Annotated in this window: 21 protein-coding genes; 1 reads left to right on the forward strand and 20 read right to left on the reverse strand. The window is 38.7% G+C overall.

Annotated features, from left to right (window positions below; all coding sequences use genetic code 11):
• Positions 1-81 precede the first annotated feature (81 nt).
• A complete protein-coding gene (locus AN957_RS19825) occupies positions 82-288 on the forward strand; it encodes a YrzA family protein (RefSeq protein WP_056685817.1) in 207 nt (68 codons plus the stop codon).
• A gap of 59 nt (positions 289-347) precedes the next feature.
• On the opposite strand, the gene AN957_RS19830 is transcribed toward AN957_RS19825, so the two are convergent.
• The 20 genes from AN957_RS19830 to mnmA all read right to left on the reverse strand — a co-directional run bounded on the left by AN957_RS19830 (position 348) and on the right by mnmA (position 20,205).
• Entirely contained in the window at positions 348-1,052 is a 705-nt protein-coding gene (locus AN957_RS19830; protein WP_056685819.1) for a YrrS family protein, read from the reverse strand.
• 194 nt (positions 1,053-1,246) lie between these two features.
• Complete coding sequence (locus AN957_RS19835) at positions 1,247-3,010, reverse strand: peptidoglycan D,D-transpeptidase FtsI family protein (RefSeq protein WP_056685825.1); 1,764 nt, start codon at positions 3,008-3,010, stop codon at positions 1,247-1,249.
• Positions 3,011-3,256: 246 nt separating this feature from the next.
• The gene (gene greA, locus AN957_RS19840; protein WP_053477105.1) at positions 3,257-3,733 is read right to left on the reverse strand and encodes a transcription elongation factor GreA; all 477 of its coding nucleotides are present in this window, start codon (positions 3,731-3,733) and stop codon (positions 3,257-3,259) included.
• Between the two features lie 155 nt (positions 3,734-3,888).
• Positions 3,889-4,524: a uridine kinase gene (gene udk / locus AN957_RS19845; RefSeq protein ID WP_053477106.1), complete on the reverse strand. Its 636-nt coding sequence runs from the start codon at positions 4,522-4,524 to the stop codon at positions 3,889-3,891.
• 5 nt (positions 4,525-4,529) lie between these two features.
• Positions 4,530-5,798 carry a peptidase U32 family protein gene (locus tag AN957_RS19850; RefSeq protein WP_056685828.1) on the reverse strand — a complete coding sequence of 423 codons (1,269 nt, stop codon included), beginning with the start codon at positions 5,796-5,798 and terminating at the stop codon, positions 4,530-4,532.
• Between the two features lie 202 nt (positions 5,799-6,000).
• Positions 6,001-6,930, reverse strand: coding sequence for a peptidase U32 family protein (locus AN957_RS19855; RefSeq protein ID WP_056685831.1), 930 nt, complete (start codon positions 6,928-6,930; stop codon positions 6,001-6,003).
• 5 nt (positions 6,931-6,935) lie between these two features.
• Entirely contained in the window at positions 6,936-7,574 is a 639-nt protein-coding gene (locus AN957_RS19860; RefSeq protein ID WP_056685834.1) for an O-methyltransferase, read from the reverse strand.
• Between the two features lie 217 nt (positions 7,575-7,791).
• Positions 7,792-8,919: an endolytic transglycosylase MltG gene (gene mltG / locus AN957_RS19865; RefSeq protein ID WP_056685837.1), complete on the reverse strand. Its 1,128-nt coding sequence runs from the start codon at positions 8,917-8,919 to the stop codon at positions 7,792-7,794.
• Between the two features lie 183 nt (positions 8,920-9,102).
• Positions 9,103-9,396 carry a DUF1292 domain-containing protein gene (locus tag AN957_RS19870; RefSeq protein WP_053477111.1) on the reverse strand — a complete coding sequence of 98 codons (294 nt, stop codon included), beginning with the start codon at positions 9,394-9,396 and terminating at the stop codon, positions 9,103-9,105.
• Positions 9,397-9,409: 13 nt separating this feature from the next.
• Positions 9,410-9,826 carry a Holliday junction resolvase RuvX gene (gene ruvX / locus AN957_RS19875; protein WP_053477112.1) on the reverse strand — a complete coding sequence of 139 codons (417 nt, stop codon included), beginning with the start codon at positions 9,824-9,826 and terminating at the stop codon, positions 9,410-9,412.
• Between the two features lie 3 nt (positions 9,827-9,829).
• On the reverse strand, positions 9,830-10,096 hold the full coding sequence (locus AN957_RS19880) for an IreB family regulatory phosphoprotein (protein ID WP_053477113.1): 267 nt from the start codon (positions 10,094-10,096) through the stop codon (positions 9,830-9,832).
• Positions 10,097-10,312: 216 nt separating this feature from the next.
• Positions 10,313-12,946: an alanine--tRNA ligase gene (gene alaS, locus AN957_RS19885; protein ID WP_056685842.1), complete on the reverse strand. Its 2,634-nt coding sequence runs from the start codon at positions 12,944-12,946 to the stop codon at positions 10,313-10,315.
• Positions 12,947-13,271: 325 nt separating this feature from the next.
• Positions 13,272-14,354, reverse strand: coding sequence for an AI-2E family transporter (locus AN957_RS19890; RefSeq protein WP_053477115.1), 1,083 nt, complete (start codon positions 14,352-14,354; stop codon positions 13,272-13,274).
• Positions 14,355-14,439: 85 nt separating this feature from the next.
• Positions 14,440-14,574, reverse strand: a complete 135-nt coding sequence (locus AN957_RS27080; RefSeq protein ID WP_075209195.1) for a YrzQ family protein — start codon at positions 14,572-14,574, stop codon at positions 14,440-14,442.
• Positions 14,575-14,599: 25 nt separating this feature from the next.
• Positions 14,600-14,791 carry a hypothetical protein gene (locus AN957_RS19895; protein WP_053477116.1) on the reverse strand — a complete coding sequence of 64 codons (192 nt, stop codon included), beginning with the start codon at positions 14,789-14,791 and terminating at the stop codon, positions 14,600-14,602.
• Positions 14,792-14,803: 12 nt separating this feature from the next.
• On the reverse strand, positions 14,804-15,277 hold the full coding sequence (locus AN957_RS19900; protein ID WP_053477117.1) for a PRC-barrel domain-containing protein: 474 nt from the start codon (positions 15,275-15,277) through the stop codon (positions 14,804-14,806).
• A gap of 95 nt (positions 15,278-15,372) precedes the next feature.
• Positions 15,373-15,540, reverse strand: a complete 168-nt coding sequence (locus tag AN957_RS28160; protein ID WP_172797662.1) for a hypothetical protein — start codon at positions 15,538-15,540, stop codon at positions 15,373-15,375.
• Between the two features lie 50 nt (positions 15,541-15,590).
• A complete protein-coding gene (gene recD2 / locus AN957_RS19905) occupies positions 15,591-17,999 on the reverse strand; it encodes an SF1B family DNA helicase RecD2 (protein ID WP_053477118.1) in 2,409 nt (802 codons plus the stop codon).
• A gap of 37 nt (positions 18,000-18,036) precedes the next feature.
• A complete protein-coding gene (locus AN957_RS19910) occupies positions 18,037-18,699 on the reverse strand; it encodes a tetratricopeptide repeat protein (RefSeq protein WP_053477119.1) in 663 nt (220 codons plus the stop codon).
• Positions 18,700-19,089: 390 nt separating this feature from the next.
• A complete protein-coding gene (gene mnmA / locus AN957_RS19915; protein ID WP_053477120.1) occupies positions 19,090-20,205 on the reverse strand; it encodes a tRNA 2-thiouridine(34) synthase MnmA in 1,116 nt (371 codons plus the stop codon).
• Positions 20,206-20,218 lie beyond the last annotated feature (13 nt).

Below are 20,218 nucleotides of genomic sequence, written 5' to 3' on the forward strand. Positions count from 1 at the left end.
AAAAGGGAATACTATATAGCGGTTTATACGTAAAATGTATTAAAATAATCAACAGAAATAGATATAGGAGGATTTTGAGAGATGAACTTTCAGCTAGATTTAATTGAGGATAAGATCGAATTTTATGAAGCTTATGATTTAAAAACATTAGAGAAAAATATTCAAATGCAAATTGAAAACAATAAAGCTATATTACTCTCTGTACATCATGTTTCACATCAGATGAGCGTGGATGAAAATGGGAGAAAGCATTATTCGGCTGTTGTGCATTTTAAGGCAAAAAGATGAGGAAAGCTAAATAGCTGTCCTCATCTTTTTTCATTTCTTACTTCTTTTCTACTTCTTTTCTACTTCTTTTCTACTTTATTTAATTCTTCTACTTTCGTTGGTTTCCATCCTTGACCATCGACCCAGTCAATATAGACGCGATATATTTGCTTTTGGTCCTTCGTTGTAATTGTTCCAACTGATTTATTAAATCCGTTGTTTCCAAGGAACCAAACATTCATATTGCTTTGATCAACACCAGTTGCATAAGATATTGCCTGAAGCATTTCTGCCCAGTCTACAGATTCTTTATCGTAAACAGCATAATGTTCCCCAGTCTGCGTAGTTCCAATTGGGTTCCAGCTTGGATTTTCAATGGTCTTTTTCACATTTCCATTACTACCGCCTTCAGTAACAACCTCCTCTTCTTCATTGGCCGGAATTGGATCTATCTCATCGTCAGCTTCTGTATCTGCAGAATTTTCTTCGCTTTCATCTGTGTTTTCTGTTTCAGACTCAGTTTGCTTTTCATCTTTATTCTCATCAATAGCAGAATTCTTATTTTCTTCTGTATCTATATCTTTCTCATCTTGTTTTGACTCTATCTTCTGTTCTTTTTCCGCTGCATTTTCATCATTGCCTCCAAAAAAAATTTTTACAGAAACAAAAATAATTAGCAGTATGACAAGCCCGATGAGCATATTTAAAACTAAATTGGTTTTTCTGCGTTTTCCCCTCAATTCGGATCGTGATTCCCGACTTGATGAATCGTAATTGCGGTTCATAAGAAAGATTCTCCTTCCCATTTTTTTCAATCTACTTTGTAATATATTCTTTCAATATTTTAACATGACTGACTAAACATTGAAAAATATCTCTGTTTATAACCTCTGATTAATCCTCTCCATACCAGACGGAAAATCGGCAAGGAAAGTTTCACTTTAACATGATCCTTACAAAGAGAAAAGAGGCTAATGATTTAATTTTGTTCATGATCATTGTTATAGATTTCTTTTACAATATCAGCGAATAGGGGATTGGTACTGCTTGCGTTCCCTGTTGCTCCTAGCCTTACAGTAACAAGTGCATATTTCGGTTTATCAAATGGAAAATAACCCGCAAACCATTTATTATAAAGCGGCTTCCCCCCGCTCATTCTCCCCGTTTCCCCTGTACCAGATTTTCCTGCTACTTCATATGGAAGGTCTTGTAAACTCCTTCCAGTTCCATTCTTATTGACTACTACTTCACGGAGAAGTTTCTGAAGCTTCATAGCAGTATAAGGAGATATGGTCTCACCTTCAAGCTCTTTCTCTTTAAAATCAAGCAATGAGGTACTGTTCTTATATTCAATTTTTGATGCCACACGAACCATTTCTTTATTTCCGCCCCTTGCAATCGTTGCCATCATATTAGCAACGGCTAACGGCGTTGCACGAACCTCATGCTGACCAATACCTGTAAGCGCAACAAAATTATTATCCTTCTTCGCCTCCTCAGATAAGAAGATTCTTCCTTTATCTTCTTGCAGCTGTTTGAAATCTTCAAAATGATAAATATCTCCCATCCAACCAACAGATCCAGTTAATGATAACTTTCCAGCATAATTTTCAAGAATATTAGGATCTATTTCCTTTAATTCTTTCGCTATCGTAGCAAACGTATTATTGCAGCTTCTAGCAAAGCTTGCAGGAAAATCAAGCATTCCATATTGAAATAAAGGGTCTGGATCTCCTGTAATAGTCTTGCTGCAATCAAATCGACGGGATGGATTTGTAAGCTCGTGATCAATTGCCGCTGCTGTTACTACCGTTTTAAAAACAGATCCGATAATTTGCTCCTTTAGCATGAGGTTTTCCGTACCCCCATTCTCTTTATTAAAGGGATCATTTTGGTTGATTGCCGGACGGGATACCATCGCTAATACAGTGTTCGTTTCTATATCAAGAAGCACTGCACCGCCCCGATCAATTTCATGCTGATCGACCAATTGCTCAACCAACGCCTGTAAATCAGGATCTAATGTCGTTTTTATATTTACAGGATAAAATGGGTTAGCTGGTTCAACATATTTCACATTTATCCCAAATAAAGGCCCTCCTGTTGCATCAACATGATAGACGAGCTTTGATTTTCCATCCGGCAATAGAAATTCATCAAAGCTTTTCTCCATTCCAGTAAGTCCTACCATCGTTTTGGAGGAAAGTTCTTTATCCGGGTAACGATTACGAAGCAATGTTTCATTTTCTCCTGTAATGCCAATTAAATGCTCAGCTGGGTTTTGTGTTAAATGATATTTTTTTTCAACGGCAAACACACCAGGGATTTGCAGAGCATTGATTTTCTCCATTTGGGGTTCAGTCAATTCAATTGGATTAGGCTCGCCATATGCAAACGGCTTCTTTGCCTTTTCCACTGCATGCTCAAGTGCATATTCTGATGCACCAATGATTTCAGATATACGCTTACTGTCCCAGTCCATTTTTTTCAAAAAAGGGAAAAGGATAAGTACTGGTTTGCTTTGGTGAGTAATAGGTGTTCCATCTCTGTAAAGAAAATTTCCTCTGCCTGTATCAAGGATCATCTCCTGAGAGCGCTGACTCACACTTGCCTCCAATAGATTGATCCCCCTTTTTGTAAAATGTTCTGTCTCCACTAATTGAAGCTGTGTCAGCCTAGCAAGCAAAATCATTAATCCAGCTAAACATATACATAACCACATAATTGCTCGTTTTTTCCACATAAAAACACCTCGTCAAAAGTTTTGACGAGGATTCGACTTTTCAAACTATTTATTAGCTGATTATTGAGAGGCGAGAATATTTTATGTGACCGTGTTTGCTTTGTATTTGTATTTATGGACACATAAATTCTTCTTTTGTGACCGAATTAGGTCATTTCTTCCATTTTGTTCTTTTTCCCAAAATATGGGCACGTACATGATGAAAGGAGAAGGTTAACCCCTTCTCCTTTCGTCTAACTATTTTTTTTACTTAATCGTTATGATTCGTACGTCCATTTCTCCACCAGGTGTTTGCACTTTAACTTCTTCGCCTACTTTATGGCCGATTAAGCTTTTTGCAATTGGAGAATCATTAGAAATCTTGCCATCAAATGGATCTGCTTCAGCACTTCCAACAATTGTATAAGTTTCTTCTTCTCCATCAGGAAGCTCAATAAATGTAACAGAGCGGCCTAATCCGACTGTATCTCCGCTCATTTCATCTTCTGAAATGATTTTTGCATTACGGATCATATTTTCAATTGTAGTAATACGACCTTCCACGAATGCCTGCTCTTCTTTTGCTGAATCGTACTCAGAGTTTTCTGATAAGTCTCCGAAGCTACGGGCAATTTTAATTCGTTCAACAACTTCTTTACGCTTAACTGATTTTAAATATTCTAATTCCTGTTCAAGCTTTTCTTTTCCAGCTTGTGTCATAGGGAAAACTTTTTCCATTGCCAAAACCTTCACTCCTTCAAATTTTCACAGCTCACATCGTGATTGTGTTCTTTCTTTTTTATGTAAGAAGAAAAATGCATAGGAGCGCGTCCTTCGCTAAAGGACGCGCATTGAATTGTCTACTACAGGACTTATTATATATTTTCTATGCTATTGTGTCATAAAAAAGACTTTTGTTCAAGAATTGTTTGAATTTTTGTGACCATTAAGTCAATAGCCACATGATTATGTCCGCCTTCAGGAATAATGATATCCGCATAACGTTTTGTCGGTTCAATGAATTGATTATGCATTGGGCGCACAACATTAACATATTGATCAATAACAGAATCCATTGTTCTGCCGCGTTCATTAATATCTCTAGACAAACGGCGAATAATGCGGAGATCAGCATCTGTATCTACAAAAAGTTTGATATCCATTAAATCACGAAGACGCTCATCCTCTAAGACTAGAATTCCTTCTAAAATTATTACATCTTTTGGTTCAACTGTAATCACTTCATCTGATCTCGTATGCATCGCATAATCATATACAGGCTTGTTAATTTCCTCGTGCCTTAGCAGCTTTTGAATATGTTCAATTAATAAATCATTATCAAACGCAAGGGGATGATCATAATTTGTTTTCAATCGTTCTTCAAAAGGCAAGTGTGCTTGATCCTTATAATAGTAATCCTGCTCTAGCATCAGAATCGAGTGTCCTTTAAAAAATTCATAAATTGATTTCGTCACACTCGTCTTTCCTGAACCAGAGCCGCCGGTCACACCGATGACAACAGGTTTGCGTTCCATAGGGGTTAAATCTCCTTTCGCATCATGTTGTTCGAGAATACAGGTTTATCAAGCTTAAATTGAACAATTTGGAGCGGGTGCCGCGCTGCGTCCAGCTCGTTTCCATCTTCATCCCAAATTTTATCAATTACATGAGTAAAGTTCTCAATTTCTGGTCCGAAAAACTCTACTTCCTGCCCCGGTTTAAAATGATTACGCTGCTGAAGTGTGACGATTTGCGTTTCAGGATTATAGTCTAGAACCAAGCCAACGAAATCAAAATTCGTCTTTTTGCTATGATTTCCAAACATTTGCTCCTTATACCCTGGAACACCTTCAAAAAATGCTGGCGCTGTTTCACGGTTGGCACATTTCGCTAATTCTTCTAGCCATTCCTGCTTAATTTCAAAGTTCGCTGGATCTGCGCAATATTCGTCGATTACTTTACGATACACGCTAACAACTGTTGCAATATAATGAATAGATTTCATCCGTCCTTCAATTTTTAAGCTGTCAATTCCAAGCTCAATCATTTGTGGTATGGATTGAATTAAATTGAGATCCTTCGGGCTCATAGCAAAAGGGGAATCTCCTTCATTAAAGAAAGGAACCTCATTTTCCCCTTCTAATTGGTAGAGATCATAATCCCAGCGGCATGACTGGCAGCAGCCCCCACGATTCGAGTCACGAGCTGTCATATGGTTACTTAGCGTACAGCGACCTGAATAAGCTATACACATCGCACCATGAACAAAGGTCTCAATTTCAATATCTACCTTCTCTTTCATTTCACGGATTTCTTCGGCACTTGTTTCACGAGCAAGTACGACACGCTCTAATCCTTCTTCTTTCCAAAACTGTACAGCCTTCCAGTTGGATAAAGATTGCTGTGTACTTAAATGCACCTCGATTTCAGGTGCAACTTTGCGGCAAGTCTCAATAATTAACGGGTCTGCTACGATAATCCCTGCGATTCCTGCTTCTTTTAGCCCAAGCAAATACTCTTCTAGTCCATCAATGTTTTCATTATGAGCATAAATATTTGTTGTTACGTATATTTTCGCACCGTATTTTTTGGCGAATTCTACGCCCTCTTTCATTTCCTCAAATGTAAAATTATCTGCATTTGAACGTAAGCCATATTCTTGACCGCCAATAAATACAGCATCCGCTCCATAATGAACGGCAATTTTCAGTTTTTCTAAGTTCCCTGCTGGTGCTAGCAATTCGGGTTTCTTCACGATTACCCTTTTGCCGTCCACAATTTGGGAAATTTCATCTTCCACTACTGTCATAGGTAATCCTCCTAATTTAAAAGCGTAAGCGCCTTTGGAACAATCTAAATGCAGATTGTTCCTGCAAGGATTGCTCAAAGGAGCTTTCCTTAGTGCTCAGCCCCGACAAGCATAAGACAAGCCTCACAGAAAGGTGCTCTTTACCTTTTTGGGAGGATTAGCTTATGACCATCGAGGGGCTAGGCGCTGAAGCTAGATATTTTTAATAAACCGTTTCTTTAAAGAAAAACCCTGTGTCCAATGGACGATTGGCAGGCTGAATTTCTTCTATCTCGTTTAATAGCTCGTCCTTCACATCTTCATATTGATCTGGATCTTCCACACAAAGATCAATCGCTTTCCGATACAGCTTCGTTACTTCAAGGATATATTCTGGATTTTTCAAGATCCCATCGATTTTAAATGAGTCAATATTTGCCTCAATCATTTCTTGAAGCTCGTCAATGATACAAATATCATTTGGACTCATTATATGAGTTCCATTCTCATCTTCAAAGATCGGATATTTGTTACCCCGCTCTTTATCATGCAGAAACATATTATGTTCTTGCTTACGATTTTCTACTTCCATAACTTTTCCTTGATATTCATAATAATTGCCTAAAAGTGAACGCTTAGATTGGAACATTGTCATCATCCCATGAACTTGAACCTCAATCTCTACTTCCGCATTCTCTTTCATTTCAACAATGGCATCCATATTCATTTCACGGGCTAGAATCGCTCGCTTTGCCCCTTTTCTGCCCCAATAATTACATGTATACCAATTTGTTCCCGTTGTTTCCGTACTCCAATGCAATTTCATATTAGGTGCCGCTTCACGAGCTGCCATTAGCACGGCAGGATCGCCAAAGATGACTGCATCAGCATTTGCTTCCTGCAAGAATGCAATATAATCAGATAGCTCCTCAATCTTTTCATTATGAAAAATCGCATTCATAGCGACATATACTTTCTTCCCTTTTTCATGGGCAAGCTCGATCGCCTTTTTAACTTCATCCCTTGAAAATTCACCTGCAAGACGTAAACCGTAACGCTGTTCACCTAATACAAAAGCATCTGCTCCTGCATCTGCTAATGGATTGATATCTTCCACATGAATGGGTGTAACTAACAATTCTGGTTTTGACATTTCATTCACCTCTTTTTACTAATCGCAACCCCGTCACCTACCGGTAAAATCACCGTGTAGAAGTCAGGATGATTCATCAGCCATCTATTAAAAGAATCAATTTTTTTCACAAGATTGCGTGTACGTTTATTTTCGATTTCTTCCTCACATACTAGTCCTTTAAAAAGAACATTATCTGTAATAATGACCCCATAATCATCAAGATACTGAGAATACATTTCAAAAAAACGCTGATATTGACCTTTTGCTGCATCGATAAAGATTGCCTGAAAAGGACCATGCTCTTTTACCTGCGGTTCAGCTTCAAGTGCATCCCCTTTAATGATTAGGATTTGGGTTTCCTTGCCAGCCTCTAAAATATATTGCTCAGCTAGCTCGTAACGCTCTGCATCTCTTTCAATGGTTACTATTTTACAGTTTGGGAGTGCATCAGCCATTCGAAGAGCAGAATACCCGATTGCTGTTCCAACCTCTAGAATATTTTTTGGCTGTTGGATTCGCAAAAGCTGAAGCATCGCTTCAATTCCTACAAGCTCCATAATCGGTACACCATGATCTTTGGCATATGACTCCATTCTTTGAAAAAATTCAAGCCTTGCAGGTATAATTCCCTCTATATAAGCATGCAGCTTTTCATTTTCCAAGCTGCCATCACCTCAATCATTTAGACATGAAAAAAATAGCGTTCACGAAAGAGGATAATTAGTAATGCAAAGACCTTTTGCATAATATCAGCTTTTTTAAAGCTGTCATCCTTACTCGACCGTGGGTCACGCTATCGTAAAAAATATAAAACACTTGAACTATTTTAACATAAATAAAAGGGGAATGCTAACTTTTCATCCATTCCCCTTTCATTTATTATTGAATATGTTTAGCTTTCTTTTGATTATGTTCCTCTAGTGTTTTTGAAAATAGAACTTCACCTGTTGAAGTTGCTAAGAAATATAGAAAATCAGATTCATCTGGTACTAAAGCGGCTTCAATCGAGACTACACCTGCATTAGCAATCGGTCCAGGTGTCAGACCTGGATATTTATAAGTATTGTACGGTGAATCAATCTCCAGATCTTTATAAAGAACTTTATCTTTATGTTCTCCTTGTGCATATAATACAGTCGGGTCTGTTTGTAATGGCATCCCCGTTTCCATTCGATTATAAAACACACTGGCAATTTTATTGCGATCTACTTTTTCCGTTGCTTCTTCCTCAATTAATGATGAAATCGTTAATAGTTCATGTACCGAGAATCCACGCTCTTCCATGGCAATCTGGTATTCATCGAGAACATCAACCGTTTTGTCCAGCATAGGTGTAATAATTTCTTCAATTGTTGGATTCTCTTTATAAAACGAATAAGTTGCAGGAAATAAATATCCCTCTAACGGGTATTTTATATCTTTATCAAGGATATCCTCTGTTAGAAGGTTAGGGTATTTCTCCATTAATGACTTAATCAAGGATGGGTCATTAAGCTGCTTCATTACTTCATTTGCACTTCGATTTGTTTTTTCGGCAATAATCCCTGCAATTTGTTCTAGTTGCTTTCCTTCAGGAATAGTTAATTTAAAAACTAATTCTTCCTGTAGCATTCCAGTTTTGAGGCTGTTAATTATCTCAGGAATAGTCATAGAAGGATTTAATGTATATTCACCAGCCATAAATCCTGTTTCATTCTTAAACTTAATATAATATTTAAATACTCTGGCATCCTTAATAATTCCATTCTTCTCTAGAATTTTACCAATACCCGTGGATGATGACCCAATTGGTATTTCAATTTTTTTCTCTTTTTTATTATCCGGGTCTACCGGCTGGATGGCAGATTTAATATAAAAATAGCCGCCGCCTGCAATAGCACCAACTGTAATAACTAAAATAATGGCGATAATCAAAACAATTTTTCGGACTAATCTTGCTTCGCTTTGGCGCTCGATCATCTTTTGCCGAATGATATCTCTTTTATCTTTTTTATTTTCTTGAGACACTGTTTCCCCTCCAATCAAGCTGCAAACTTCACATTTTCAGCTTAAACCTGTCTTGTCAACTTTCTTTTTTTACATCTCGCTTATTATACTATATTTCTTTTAGCAGTCGCAAAATAATACAAAAATCAAAGAAAACAAACAAAAAACTGGCTTGTCCATAGGCAAGCCAGTTTAATCACTTTATTATTCCTCTTCCTCTTCAGCAAGAAATGCGTTTAGCATCTCTTCAATCATTTCCCACTCTTCATCCGCATCTGGTTCAATCGGAATAAGTTCACCGTCTTGATTATCATCACTTGGAATAAATGCAGATGCATGAATATCAATTTCTCCATCTTCATCTTCTTCCGCACCAATTGGATAATAAAGGACATATGATTTACCGAATTCCTCTGAATCAAATGTAAAAAGCACTTCACATAATTGCTCGTTACCCTCTTCATCTACTACTGTAATATTTTTTTCTCCATGTTCCATTTTCTTCACCTCATTAATTTTTGCTATCTAAAAAGCCTTGTAAAATCATGACGGCAGCCATTTTATCAATAACCTTTTTTCTTTTTTTGCGGCTGACATCCGCTTCAAGTAAAACCCTTTCAGCAGCCACTGTTGTCAAACGCTCATCCCATAATATGACAGGTAAGTGATAGAGCCTTTCAAGCTCCGCAGCATACTTTTGATTGGCTTCTCCGCGCGGACCAATTGATCCATTCATATTCTTTGGCAAACCTACAACGATTTTACTTACTTCATGCTCTTTAATAATTTTTCCTATTTGCTCGAAACCAAATTCATTTTCTTCTTCGTTAATCTTTATGGTTTCTAATCCTTGCGCTGTCCAGCCAAATGCATCGCTAAGCGCTACGCCGACTGTTTTCGAGCCGACATCCAATCCCATCGTACGCATACATTATCCCTTTCGCTGCTGCTTCAAGTATGATTTAACAAGCTCTTCGATGATTTCGTCCCTTTCAAGTTTGCGGATAATGTTACGTGCATCCTTATGACGGGGGATGTACGCAGGATCCCCAGAAAGAAGGTAACCAACAATTTGGTTGATTGGGTTATACCCTTTATCTTGAAGAGCCTCGTATACTTGGAATAGCACTTGATTCACATCATGCTCGATTGGCTCTTCAGGAAAATTAAACCTCATTGTTTTATCAAATGAGCTCATACTTTACACCTCTTTTTTGATTGAGCGTTAAGCGGGGAGCTAGAGCAAGCCGATTCCGCTTTTCTTTGTCCAGCTTCGGTGGCTAGGGGCCCGAGGTCATAAGCCATCTCGTCAAGAAGGTTAAAGTACAACCTTCCTGCCGATCTGTCTTATGCTTGTCGCCCCTAAGCAAGCCACCTGCGCTTTTCTTTCATTCTACACTACTTTGTTGCGTTATCAAACGGATTTGACCCATTCTTCAACAAAATTCAATGCACTTTCGAGCTTTTCCGGGTCTTTTCCGCCAGCTTGCGCCATATCTGGACGGCCTCCACCGCCTCCGCCGCATCGTGTAGCTACTTCCTTTACAATTTTCCCTGCATGGTATCCTTTATCAATCAGATCATTTGTGACACCGGCAATTATATTTACTTTGCCTTCATTCACACTGCCGAGAACAACGACTGCTGAGCCGAGCTTATTCTTTAAATCATCTGCCATATTGCGCAGGTTATTCATATCTGTCGCTGCAACTTGAGCGGATAACACGGTTACTCCATTTACCTCTTTCGTATTTGAGACAAGGCTGCTAGCTTCAATATTACCCAATTTTGCTGCTAATGATTCATTTTCACGCTGAAGCTGCTTCATTTCTCCGAGTAAAGTCTCAATTCTTGAAGCCAATTCCTTCGGGTTCCCTTTTAATTTCGCTGCAGCTTCTTTAAGAATGCTAATCTGTTCATTTAATAATTGATAAGCAGCTTCTCCAGTAACCGCTTCGATTCGACGAGTACCTGCTCCAATTCCACTCTCAGATAAAATTTTAAATAATCCTATTGTCGAAGTATTAGGTACATGACATCCGCCGCAAAGCTCTAGGCTATAGTCGCCAACTTGAACAACACGGACGATCTTCCCATACTTTTCACCGAACAATGCCATCGCACCCATTGCTTTTGCTTCTTCAATATTTTTAAAGTTAATTTCCACGTCAATACTGTGCCAAATTTTTTCATTCACAATGCTTTCAATTTTCTCTAATTCCTCTGAAGTAATCTGACCGAAATGAGAGAAGTCGAAACGTAAACGATCTTGTTCAACAAGTGATCCTGCCTGATTTACATGCGTTCCAAGCACATCCTTTAATGCTTGATGAAGCAAATGTGTGGCAGTATGGTTTTTAATTACTTTAGAGCGGATTGATTCATTCACTGTAGCTTTTACTTGATGGTCTATTTTTAAGTTTCCAGTTTCTACAATTGCACGGTGAAGGTTCTGCCCGTTTGGAGCCTTTTGAACATCCTTAATAGCTACTCTTAGTCCTTCTGACTCTAATAAACCTTGATCAGCAATTTGTCCGCCGCTTTCAGCATAGAATGGTGTGATATCCAAAATCAGCTGTACTTCTTCTCCAGCTTTTGCTGAATTGATTGATTGACCATCTTTAATAAGTGCCACTACTTTTGATTCAGTTACAAGTGAATCATAGCCGACAAACTTGCTTTCAACTTTAATCTCTCCGAGCACTCCGCCTTGGACTTGCATGGAATCAACGTCCTGTCTAGCAGCACGAGCTCGTTCGCGCTGAAGCTCCATCTCTCTTTCGAAGCCTTCATGATCAATTTTCATACCTTCTTCTTCTGCATATTCTTCTGTTAGTTCAACAGGGAAACCATACGTATCATATAAACGGAAAACATCTTCTCCTTGAATCGTATCATTTCCAGCTGCTTTTTCCTTTTTAATAACAGATGAAAGAATCGCTAAGCCGTCATGTAATGTTTCATGGAAACGTTCTTCTTCATTTTTAATTACTTTCTGAATGAATTCTATTTTTGCTTTAACCTCTGGGTAAAAGTCATTCATGATCTCGCCTACAACTGGGACTAGTTCGTACATAAATGGACGATTAATATTAATCTGCTTAGCATAACGTACAGCTCTGCGCAGTAATCGGCGCAATACATAGCCACGTCCTTCATTAGATGGAAGCGCCCCATCACCTACTGCAAAAGCTACAGTACGAATATGGTCAGCAATAACCTTAAATGCTACATCTATTTCTTTATTCACACCGTATTTTTCTCCTGAAATCTCTTCTGTTCCACGGATAATTGGCATAAATAAATCTGTATCAAAGTTTGTCGGCACATTTTGAACGACAGAAGCCATTCGTTCAAGGCCCATACCCGTATCAATGTTTTTCTTTGGAAGCGGAGTATATGTGCCATCAGGATTATGGTTGAATTCAGAGAACACAAGGTTCCAAACTTCTAAATATCGATCATTTTCACCGCCAGGATATAATTCTGGATCATTTACGTCATTTCCATATTCAGGTCCGCGATCATAGAAGATCTCTGTATTCGGACCACTTGGACCTTCCCCGATATCCCAGAAGTTTCCTTCAAGTCGAATGATTCTTTCCTCAGGCACACCAATTTTTTGACGCCAAATATCAAAAGCCTCATTATCCTCTGGATGGATAGTAACAGATAATTTTTCCTCATCAAAACCAATCCATTTCTCATCCGTTAGAAATTCCCATGCCCATTCAATTGCCTCTACTTTAAAGTAATCGCCAATTGAAAAGTTGCCAAGCATTTCAAAAAAAGTATGATGGCGTGCTGTTTTACCTACATTTTCAATGTCATTTGTCCGGATAGACTTTTGGGCATTCGTAATTCTTGGATTTTCAGGAATCACACGACCGTCAAAATACTTCTTTAAGGTCGCCACACCGCTATTGATCCAAAGCAAAGAAGGATCTTCATGCGGAACAAGTGAAGCACTTGGTTCAATTGCATGCCCTTTTTCTTTAAAAAACTCTAAAAATAAACGTCGAATTTCTGATCCAGATAATTGTTTCATGTATATGCCTCCTAAAGTTATTTTTATCAACAAAAAAAGCCCTCCTCCCGGACAGGGACGAAGAGCTATCTCGTGGTACCACCCTGATTTGAATAGAAAAGCTTCAAAAAATATCTGCCTTCTATTCATCTCTCAAATCCTTAACGCGGATAGACGGCAGGAATTAGCTGCACTCCGGATTAGCGTTCTGTTATCCTTCATCTAGGAATTCTTCCAGCCTAGGAATTCCTTCTCTTGAGATGGGCAATAACATACTCATTCCTTCTTCATGTTACACTTATACTTTTGATTATAGTCGAATTATATCGAGTTCAAAATAGATTTGTCAAGAACGGGTGAATTTCGGGTTTGGTCCTTTCACAAAATGGGATCTTGCATGAATTAGACTTACCTTTATCACCGCTAAAATAGGGACTGCAATGATTAGCCCAATCACTCCACCTGCTTCTCCTCCAGCAAGGAGTGCCAGCATAATTAAAAGCGGGTGCATATGAAGGCTTTTCCCAACAATGAATGGAGACAAAATATTTCCTTCAACAAATTGGAGAACAAAAACGATAACAATTGAGATGATAATCATTTTTACAGATATTGTGGAAGCGATGATCACAGCTGGGATAGCTCCAAAAATGGGTCCAAAATAAGGGATAACATTCGTCACGCCAATTAGCATGCCAAGGAGCAGTGGATATTTCATCCCAACAATCCAAAATAGCAAGGCTGAAATGGCTCCGATGATCACACAAACTAAAAGCTGGCCTCTAATATAGCTTCCTAATGATTTATCAACATCACGCAGAAAGAGAATACCTTCCTGTCTCCACTTTCTTGGTGTTACATACCATACGGTTCGTTTCATTAATTCATAATCCTTAAGCATGTAAAAAGAAATAAAAGGAATGATGGCGATGATTAAAGAGTAATTTATAATACTTAATAATATGTTTACACTTTTAGATAGGAGCTTATCTAAAGCCGATTCCATGGCCAGTATTCCATCATCAATTCTAGTTTGCAATCCATCCGGCCAAGTGGAGGTTTTATGCTGAATGATTTCGATCCACTCTCTGTATTGATTTGCAAATTGCGGGGCATTTTCTGTTAAATCTCTTAATTGATGAATAAAAGCTGGAATTCCTTTATAAAGTGCAAAACCTGCCCCGCCGAAAAAAAGAATATAAATGCAAAAAACGGCTACTCCTTTATGTAATCCACTTTCATGCAACTTCTTGACAATCGGATGAAGTAAATAGGTTATGAAGGCTGCAATAATAAATGGAAAAAAGACAGCCAAAATAATTTTTAATACAGGCATCCACAGTTGCTGAAGCTTTAGAAAAACAAATAAGACAATAAATAATAAAAGGAGAAATCCCAATCGATAATACCATTTTAATCGAATATCCACACTGTACCCTCCTCCTCTTATTGTGAGTGTATACATTTGGATTTATGCAAAAAGGGCTGACATCTCTAGATGTCAGCCCCTATTTTTAAAACAGAGCTTTTGTTATTCGCTTTTGAATTTTCTTTCTTTGCCGTTCCGACATTAGGTTATTTTTTTGTGCTAGGCCGTATGCGGCCATTCCTGCACCAAAAACAAGCGCTGAGGTTAACACTCGATTCATTTGTCTCACCTCGATTTTTTATAAATTATAAAAGGTAGCGACGTTCGTCTTCTTCAAACAAATCATCAAGTGAACTTAATGTTCCGTCTTCTTCCACCTGATGTGTATTAATTACACCTTTAGATAAAGAAAGCTCGATAAAGCAGCTCCAGCAATAATATTGGCTTATTCCAATTTTTCCGATATCCTTACTCTGGCAGTTGGGACATTTCAGCATGGAAAAGACACCTCACTCTTTAACGTTTACGATGATGGTGTCCTTTCCAATTGCTGGAGGCAATTCGGTTTTGATTACGCGTTTTCCTTCCAGCATATCTGAAAAGAACCCATCCGATAATTCATACCCTACAATTGTCCCCACTTCTTCCTGAAAATATACATCTTCTAATAAGCCAAGCCGCTCGCCCTCGCTGGTCATAATCGTTTTGCCAGTTAAACGATTTCTTCCTTCAAATGTAAATTCATGTGGCTTTTTAATTGGGGTCAGAATCGCTTGATTCTCAATCATGACTCCGTCCCAGCCGAAGGAAGACACATCTTTAACATTCAAATGAAACGTTTTTTTCAGCAAGGCTCCTTTTCGGACAAGCAAGCCTCTAACAACCCCACTGCCAGATATACAAATATCACAAACCTCGCCAATTTTGGCACCGCTATTTAATTCAATTACTGGGAGTCCTTTTAATAAAGAAAATGTCCGCAAAGTTGGTCCCACCTTCCCGGAACATTCTTAGTTTGCTTCATCTATGATAAAAAATGACGTGAAACGCTTTCCATTCTCACCAGTAAAAAAAACGATTAACGTTTATTGTATCTCGGTTTGTTGAACCTCTCGTTCCTTTCACCACCATCAGAAAGCTCTTCGGAAAACTCATGTTCCTGCTTCTTACTGATCAGATTGGATGTTTGAATTTGCACAGAGGTTAAATTATTATTAGGAGCTGCTTCTTGATTCCATTTTCTCATTTAAATACCTCTTTTCTTTTTAAAAAAACAGCCTTCATTGGCTGTCCTTTTTAGGTATTATCTATTTCCATAAAATCATACGGCGTTATATTTTCCATCCCGATTAACGGGTCAACATTCATTATTTCCTCTTCATAAGTTAAAGATTCACCATCAAATTCTTTTTCTGCGGGAATTTGTTCTGAAATCGCTTCTTTAAGTTTATCAGTAAGACTTGTTAATCGGGATTGCTCGTCTGCTCTTTCGACACCTATCCTCAATGCTTCTTCTTCCCCACATAGGATAAGAAACTGCTTACTGCGTGTGATGGCGGTATAAAGCAAGTTTCTTCGCAGCATTCGAAAATAACTCTTCACAACGGGAAGAATCACAATAGGGAATTCACTTCCCTGCGATTTATGTACAGAGCAGCAATACGCGTGGGTAATTTGAGTTAAATCCTGACGAGTATAGGTTGCTTCGGCACCGTCAAAAGACACGACAACCATGTCTTGTTTCTCCGTGTTCTCTTTCGCATAAAAAATCGAAACAATTTCACCCATATCGCCATTAAAAACATGATTTTCTGGCTGATTCACTAGTTGAAGAACTTTATCACCAATTCGGTATTTTACGTCACCGAAAGCTAATTCTTTTCGCGATCCGTCATTTGGATTAAAAATTTCCTGGATGATTTCATTTAAACGATCAATTCCAGCAGGTCCCTTATACATCGGTGCTAGCACTTGAATATCCTTTGCTGTATAACCCTTTTTCTTTGCATTTAAAACTACTTTTTCGATCGCAGCTGCTATTTGTCCAGGATTGCATTGAATAAAGGAACGATCAGCCTGCTGGGCAGAAATATTCGCTGGGAGCCTGCCTTTTTTCATTTCATGTGCAAGCTCAATAATGGATGAACCTTCTGCCTGCCTGTAAATATCCGTTAATTTAACCGTTGGGATTCGTTCTGAACTAAGTAAGTCCTTTAACACCTGCCCAGGACCAACTGAAGGCAGCTGATCCTCATCCCCTACTAAAATGACTTGCATATTTTCCGGAATTGCTTTAAAGAGCTGATTGGCAAGCCAAATATCAACCATGGATGTTTCATCAACAATGATAATTTTACCCTCTAATGGATTTTCTTCGTGCCGATCAAATCCTTCTGTCCCATTCCATCCAAGAAGTCTATGAATCGTTAAGGCAGGCAAGCCTGTTGACTCCGTCATTCTTTTGGCGGCTCGACCAGTCGGAGCTGCTAAGATAAACGGAAAAGGTTCTTCCTTTTTATAATCCTTCGGGTCTAATGAGCAGCCATGCAAGTCCGCATATAACTCAACAATCCCTTTAATAACTGTTGTCTTTCCCGTACCTGGACCACCTGTTAATATTAGCATAGGCGACATTAAAGCCGTTTGGATGGCATCTTTTTGAGTCGGCGCATACTGTACCTTCAATCGCTCTTCTAGTTTTCCTAATGCAAGCAGAAATTCTGACTCAGGAAACTGATCTTCATATTGTGTTTGCCTTAATACCCGCTTTATGTTGGTTACTAGTCCTTTTTCAGAAAAATAAAGGGAAGGCACATACAATCGTTGCTCTTCGATCATTATTTTTCCTTCTTCCCCAAGCTTTACAATTTCATTAGAAATGCTTTCGAACTCAATACCATCACGTTTATTTTCTTCAAGAAGCCTTTTTACACTAGGCAATAGCACTCTTGCCTCTGTGTACACATGCCCGGCCTGCATGCTTTCCGTTTCAAGTATGTATAAGCAAGCCGCTCTAATGCGATCTGGATGGCTCCCTGAAATCCCAAGCTGATAGCCTAGTTCATCCGCTCTGCCAAAACCAATTCCTTCAATATCCTCGACGAGCTTATACGGATTATTTTGAACAACCTCAACCGTTTGATCTTTATAAGCTTGATAAATCTTCATGGAAAGCTGTGGACCAAACCCATATTGATTTAAAGCGATCATTGCCTGTTCAAGGCCTTGATGCTCCATTAATGTATCATATAAGGTTTTTGCTTTTTCCGGAGCAAGTTTTGGAATTTGATCAAGCAAGGATGGCTGGTTTAGAATTCTTGATATCGCATTTTCCCCTAATGTTTCAACGATGCTTTCAGCCGTCTTTTTTCCAATACCTTTAAACAGCTCGCTTGATAAATAATTGACAACACCTTGTTTCGTCTGAGGGATATCCTTACGAAAATGATTGGCCTGAAACTGGACTCCAAATTTCGGGTGATCTTTCAATTCCCCATAAAAAATATACGTTTCCTGTTCATGCATCTTCGGAAAATATCCAGTTACCACTGCTTCCTTATCCTCATACTGATCATTCGTTTCCTCTACCCGAATACGCAAAACGGTGTATAGGTTTTGCTCATTATGAAAGATGGTTACAAGATGCTTTCCCTTTATGTATTTTCCTTGTTCGGAAAACAAGTCTAAGGAGTCCTGTTTCTCCATCATTTTTCCTCCTTTCCCTCATGATATCTATTAATGATCAGACGTCAGAATCCCCTTTTTCAATTAACTTCTTTCCGTATCCGGCAAGTAAATGGTCCGGTTGAATCTCGAGTGCCTGATTGAAATATTCAAGTGCTTTTTCTACTTCTTCTTTAAAACCATATGCAACTCCGAGATTATAAAAGGCATCTGCATGCTTAGAATCAATATGAATACATTGCTCAAACTGCAAAATAGATTCATCCACAAAATTAAGCTGTGCTAAACATAATCCATATTGAAAAAATGCCTCCGCATCATTTGGATTAAGCTCAGTGCTTCTTTGAAGATAAGGAAGTGCTAATTTTCCTTGTTCAAGGGCAACTAAAGTCAAACCAAGCATAAAGTAATTATCACCTGACTCTAAACCTTTTTTCATTGCTGTCTCAAACATATTTTTTGCTTGTTCAAACTTTTCAAGCTCATAATATAAATTACCGGCACTATAATAGGCAGCTGCCGCATTTTCATCCAATTCAATCGCTTTTTCGTAAAACTTGAGCGATTTTTCAACCTCACCGACTGCGGAAAGAACATTGCCAAAGTTTATATAGGAAACGGGATCTGTTGGATTCTGTTCAATTGCTTCCATAAAAGTCTTTGCTGCTTCTTCCCATTTTCCTTCTTGCATATATTGAATACCTAATTGGTTACGATCCATCTAAGTTCACTCCATTCTTCTGTCAAAATTATAGCATAAGAAAAGCGGAAGCGCCTTGCTATTCGCCGTACAAACGCAGAGGGTCTCCGCAATCTAGCTGCGCCTCCTAGCCCCTCTTTGGTCTAGCTGAACTGCTCTGTGGCAAAATACGCCACGCCGCAGTTCATCTTATGCTTGTCGGGGATAAACAGTCGCCCCTCCTTTTAATGACTGAGATAAAGGAACCACGGTGAGCGAGTGCGAGCCGTGGTTGACGCAATCGTTACGGAGGAGACCCGAAGTTTGATAGGACATAGGCGCTGTAGCTAGACACTTTTCAAAGTGCAAAGGATATAAATTCTGAATCATGAAGAAGCCCCAACTCTAATTGATAGAATTGAGGCAGCCAAATTATCCAACATAATCTAAACGTTTCCCGTCCTTATATACTTCATCAATCGTTCCGCCGCCAAGACACTCATCCCCATTGTAGAAAACGACTGCTTGACCAGGTGTAATTGCACGAATTGGTTCATCAAAGATGACTCTCACTTTATTGTCATCCAATTGCTCAACAGTTACTTTATTATCTGGCTGGCGGTATCTAAATTTTGCTGTACATTCAAATGTTTTTGGCTTCTCATCATTTGAAACCCACCTTACATTCACCGCTGTAATGGAATGTGAATATAGTTTTTCATTGTGGAAGCCTTGTCCGACATAAAGGATATTTCTCTTTAAATCCTTCCCAATCGCAAACCAAGGTTCTCCAGATCCGCCAATTCCCAATCCATGACGCTGACCGATCGTATAGTACATGAGCCCATCATGCTTGCCCATTACTTTCCCATCGAAGGTTTCCATATTCCCAGGCTGAGCAGGCAAATAGTTGCCCAAAAATTCTTTGAAATTCCGTTCGCCAATAAAACAAATACCTGTACTGTCCTTCTTCGTTGCCGTTGCAAGGTCAGCAGCTGCTGCTAGCTCCCGTACTTTAGATTTTTCAATGTTTCCAATTGGAAACATCACCTTTTCGAGCTGTTCTTGGCTTAATTGGTTTAAGAAATACGTTTGATCCTTATTTTCATCGATCCCACGAAGCATTTTAACCTCACCATCGCGATGCTCTACTCTTGCATAATGGCCGGTTGCTAAATAATCTGCACCCAGATTCATTGCATGCTCAAGAAATGCCTTAAACTTAATTTCTTTATTACACATTACATCAGGGTTTGGCGTTCTTCCTGCTTTATACTCATCAAGGAAATAAGTAAACACCTTGTCCCAATATTGCTTTTCGAAATTAACTGCATAGTAAGGAATCCCAATTTGATTACAAACACGAATCACATCTTCATAATCCTCTGTTGCTGTACATACTCCGTTTTCATCGGTATCATCCCAATTTTTCATAAAAATGCCGATCACATCATAGCCTTGCTCCTTAAGAAGAAGTGCGGCAACCGAGGAATCGACTCCACCGGACATCCCTACAACAACGCGGGTATCCTTCGGTGCTTTAGTCATTTCATTTCACCAC

The sequence above is a fragment of the Cytobacillus solani genome (assembly GCF_001420595.1).
GTDB lineage: Bacteria > Bacillota > Bacilli > Bacillales > Cytobacillaceae > Cytobacillus > Cytobacillus solani.

Coding starts and splice junctions, on each gene's coding strand:
- AN957_RS19825 (WP_056685817.1), top strand. CDS start 82: ATGAACTTTCAGCTAGATTTAATTGAGGATAAGATCGAATTTTATGAA.
- AN957_RS19830 (WP_056685819.1), bottom strand. CDS start 1,052: ATGAACCGCAATTACGATTCATCAAGTCGGGAATCACGATCCGAATTG.
- AN957_RS19835 (WP_056685825.1), bottom strand. CDS start 3,010: ATGTGGAAAAAACGAGCAATTATGTGGTTATGTATATGTTTAGCTGGA.
- udk (WP_053477106.1), bottom strand. CDS start 4,524: ATGGAACGCAAACCTGTTGTCATCGGTGTGACCGGCGGCTCTGGTTCA.
- AN957_RS19850 (WP_056685828.1), bottom strand. CDS start 5,798: ATGACAGTAGTGGAAGATGAAATTTCCCAAATTGTGGACGGCAAAAGG.
- AN957_RS19855 (WP_056685831.1), bottom strand. CDS start 6,930: ATGTCAAAACCAGAATTGTTAGTTACACCCATTCATGTGGAAGATATC.
- AN957_RS19870 (WP_053477111.1), bottom strand. CDS start 9,396: ATGGAACATGGAGAAAAAAATATTACAGTAGTAGATGAAGAGGGTAAC.
- ruvX (WP_053477112.1), bottom strand. CDS start 9,826: ATGCGTACGATGGGATTGGATGTCGGCTCGAAAACAGTCGGCGTAGCG.
- AN957_RS19880 (WP_053477113.1), bottom strand. CDS start 10,096: ATGAGCTCATTTGATAAAACAATGAGGTTTAATTTTCCTGAAGAGCCA.
- alaS (WP_056685842.1), bottom strand. CDS start 12,946: ATGAAACAATTATCTGGATCAGAAATTCGACGTTTATTTTTAGAGTTT.
- AN957_RS27080 (WP_075209195.1), bottom strand. CDS start 14,574: ATGAATCGAGTGTTAACCTCAGCGCTTGTTTTTGGTGCAGGAATGGCC.
- AN957_RS19895 (WP_053477116.1), bottom strand. CDS start 14,791: ATGCTGAAATGTCCCAACTGCCAGAGTAAGGATATCGGAAAAATTGGA.
- AN957_RS28160 (WP_172797662.1), bottom strand. CDS start 15,540: ATGAGAAAATGGAATCAAGAAGCAGCTCCTAATAATAATTTAACCTCT.
- recD2 (WP_053477118.1), bottom strand. CDS start 17,999: ATGGAGAAACAGGACTCCTTAGACTTGTTTTCCGAACAAGGAAAATAC.
- AN957_RS19910 (WP_053477119.1), bottom strand. CDS start 18,699: ATGGATCGTAACCAATTAGGTATTCAATATATGCAAGAAGGAAAATGG.
- mnmA (WP_053477120.1), bottom strand. CDS start 20,205: ATGACTAAAGCACCGAAGGATACCCGCGTTGTTGTAGGGATGTCCGGT.